General features: G+C 62.5%; 4 protein-coding genes. 1 reads left to right on the forward strand and 3 read right to left on the reverse strand.

What is annotated here, in order from left to right:
- Positions 1-172: 172 nt before the first annotated feature.
- The 3 genes from AC1D34_RS36755 to AC1D34_RS36765 all read right to left on the reverse strand — a co-directional run bounded on the left by AC1D34_RS36755 (position 173) and on the right by AC1D34_RS36765 (position 1,326).
- A complete protein-coding gene (locus AC1D34_RS36755; RefSeq protein ID WP_476826924.1) occupies positions 173-412 on the reverse strand; it encodes a hypothetical protein in 240 nt (79 codons plus the stop codon).
- 451 nt (positions 413-863) lie between these two features.
- The gene (locus AC1D34_RS36760) at positions 864-1,091 is read right to left on the reverse strand and encodes a hypothetical protein (protein ID WP_476826925.1); all 228 of its coding nucleotides are present in this window, start codon (positions 1,089-1,091) and stop codon (positions 864-866) included.
- 7 nt (positions 1,092-1,098) lie between these two features.
- Positions 1,099-1,326: a helix-turn-helix domain-containing protein gene (locus AC1D34_RS36765; RefSeq protein ID WP_476826926.1), complete on the reverse strand. Its 228-nt coding sequence runs from the start codon at positions 1,324-1,326 to the stop codon at positions 1,099-1,101.
- 276 nt (positions 1,327-1,602) lie between these two features.
- Here AC1D34_RS36765 and AC1D34_RS36770 point away from each other — a divergent pair, with 276 nt between their 5' ends.
- Positions 1,603-2,079 carry a hypothetical protein gene (locus tag AC1D34_RS36770; protein WP_476826927.1) on the forward strand — a complete coding sequence of 159 codons (477 nt, stop codon included), beginning with the start codon at positions 1,603-1,605 and terminating at the stop codon, positions 2,077-2,079.
- The last annotated feature ends 243 nt before the right edge of the window (positions 2,080-2,322 follow it).

Here is a 2,322-nt window from a genome sequence, read left to right on the forward strand (position 1 = left end):
CTCCAAGTCCTGGCTCCAAGTCCTGGTCGATCGGACCGGGCAAATGGCGGCTCACCAGCGACCGCGACGGCGGCCTAAGCCGAGGAGCCCCGACAAGAACCAGCCGAGCAGCGGGTGGCGATGGCATATCCACGGCCACAGTCGCAGCAGCGCCCAGCCTCCMAAAGTTTTTTCAGCGGCTCGCCAAATACTGGATGACCGCAGTCAGCTGCTCGTCTTTTAAGAGCAGGCCGGCGGGTAGGCCGTTGCTGTAGATATCGACCATCGCCCCCGCCTTTCGAGCTTCGCCAGCATATACCGCAGCGGCTCGTAGTCCGTTAAACGATCTTGTAGGCATTTCATCGGTCCATACGGCAACGATGCACTCAGTGAGTTCAAATTGCTCGAAAAGCAGCCACGGAGAAAAGTACATTCGTAGCACTCAACCAAGATAAACTGCATGCTGACCGATAAAATACCGTGACGGAACAGACTAAAGTCTATTTGCGAGCCGCCGAAGGCCACTGTTTTCTGGTACGTGGTTAATTGACTGTTACGGACACCATGCAGCCAGTCGCGCCGCCTTGGCCTCCGCGCCGGGGCGGGAGGGCAGGGCGTGGCCTTCCTGCCCGCGAGTGCCGCTCACCTGACCGATCGCAGCTTTAACCAACAGCCTCGGCTGCCCGCACACCGCCCTCCAGCGCGAACTTACCGCGTCAAAAACGGTAAGCGCCTTCGTCTTGGGGGCAGAGCAAACGCGGTTTCGGGCTGACTTTTGCTTCTGTCGCCGCCAGGCCGCCAGCCGGTTCCACCAGGGCCTCAATGGCCGCTTGATCGGTGAGAAGCTTCCGTGTGGCTCGCAGCGCTTTGCGTGACCTGGACGGCTATGCCAGGTTCCGTTCAATTGCGGATCGCGCGGCCTTGAAGGTTGCTTCTGCGTCCGGCACAGCGCCTTGCTGTTGTTCAAGAAGGAGAAGGTCGATTTCGTAGATCTCCCTTATGTCGGCGGGCTGCAAAACGCCTTTCTGCACCAGGTAGCGCAGGAGGCCGGCCATGGTTGCGGAGGAGACGAGGTTTGCTGCGGCGCTGCCATGTGATGAGGCAAGGGGCATCGCGCGCTCATTGTGCCCCTGGATGTGCGGGTTCCGGCACATCGTAGCCGTCCGCTTCGTACAACGTAATTTTGTTACGCAACGTACGGATGGAGACGCCGAGCAGGGAGGCGGCATGGGTGCGGTTGCCGCCGGTTTCCCGCAGCGTGGCCAGGATCAACCGGCGTTCGACGATGGCAACTGGCAGGTTAACGAACTGATCCACGACGGCTTGAWCAGCATCGAGCGCTCGCATGGTCACGGTCCTTTCCAAGCCCCCGGCTCTGCTGGACACCTTAGAATGGCGCCCGCCGTAGTTAAGAAGCGGTTAATCGGCATTGTGCGCTAGTAAGAGCTGTTGGTCTCGGCGAGCTTGATCGTGCCGGCGAGTACATTGACCGTGCCAATACCGCTGATCGCCGACTCAAATACGTAGTTGATGGACGTGTGATTGAAGTTGATCGTACCGGTGCTGGGTATGGGCCGGCGCCCGCCTGTTCCGCGCTCTCAGACTGTACGTGGGGCTCTGATGGTGACCAAGGCAGACCTCCCGGAGCGACTGCTCCAGCTTGCCTCGCGCTCCGATGGGGCCACGTTTGCCCTGCTCTCCGAGGCTGCCCAAGCCCTCGCTCGGATGACCGCGCCAGCGGTGGAGCTGCCCAACCTGCCAGCCGGGCCCGATGCCGTGGAGCCCGCGAAGGCGCACAGCAACGACCTCGCGGACATGCTCGGTGACACCCAGGTCATGGCGATGGACGCGGTCGCCTCCCTGGAGCAGCGCGCTGAGTTGGCCGAGGCCGCCCTCGAAGCGATGCGCAAGGCTCACGATGCCATCGAGGGCCGCGCCGCCAGGATGGCGCAGGCGCTGGATGAGGTGAGGGCGGCGAYGCTCGCCCATCTGCCGCCCACCAGCCTCTCGGCGACGGAAAGCCTTCGCCTCGTCGTTGCCGCCACAGACGGACCGGAGATCAACGCAGCCAGACGTTTCTTCCGGAGGGGCAAGGCATGATCCTGTCCTTGCTTGACCAGGCCCCATCGTGATCACGATGCGGCATTGCGCGACGGCGCCATGACACGCTTCGACGGCAGGAGCCGCAGCAGCGGATAGGCCGACACGGCATTGTMACGGGAAACTCGACGAGCCGGATTTCGCTCTGTGCAATGCTGTACTTACGCGGCGGTGGTCGCGTTTTGCCACTGCTGCGCGGCCGCGGCTCGGAAGAGGCGCAGCGTCGGTCGGGAGATCAGATGG

The sequence above is a fragment of the Allobosea sp. P1_A7 genome, assembly GCF_056406775.1.

Bases quoted from the DNA above. Each gene is read 5' to 3' on its own strand.
- AC1D34_RS36755 (WP_476826924.1), bottom strand. From the start codon at position 412: ATGTACTTTTCTCCGTGGCTGCTTTTCGAGCAATTTGAACTCACTGAG.
- AC1D34_RS36760 (WP_476826925.1), bottom strand. From the start codon at position 1,091: ATGCCCCTTGCCTCATCACATGGCAGCGCCGCAGCAAACCTCGTCTCC.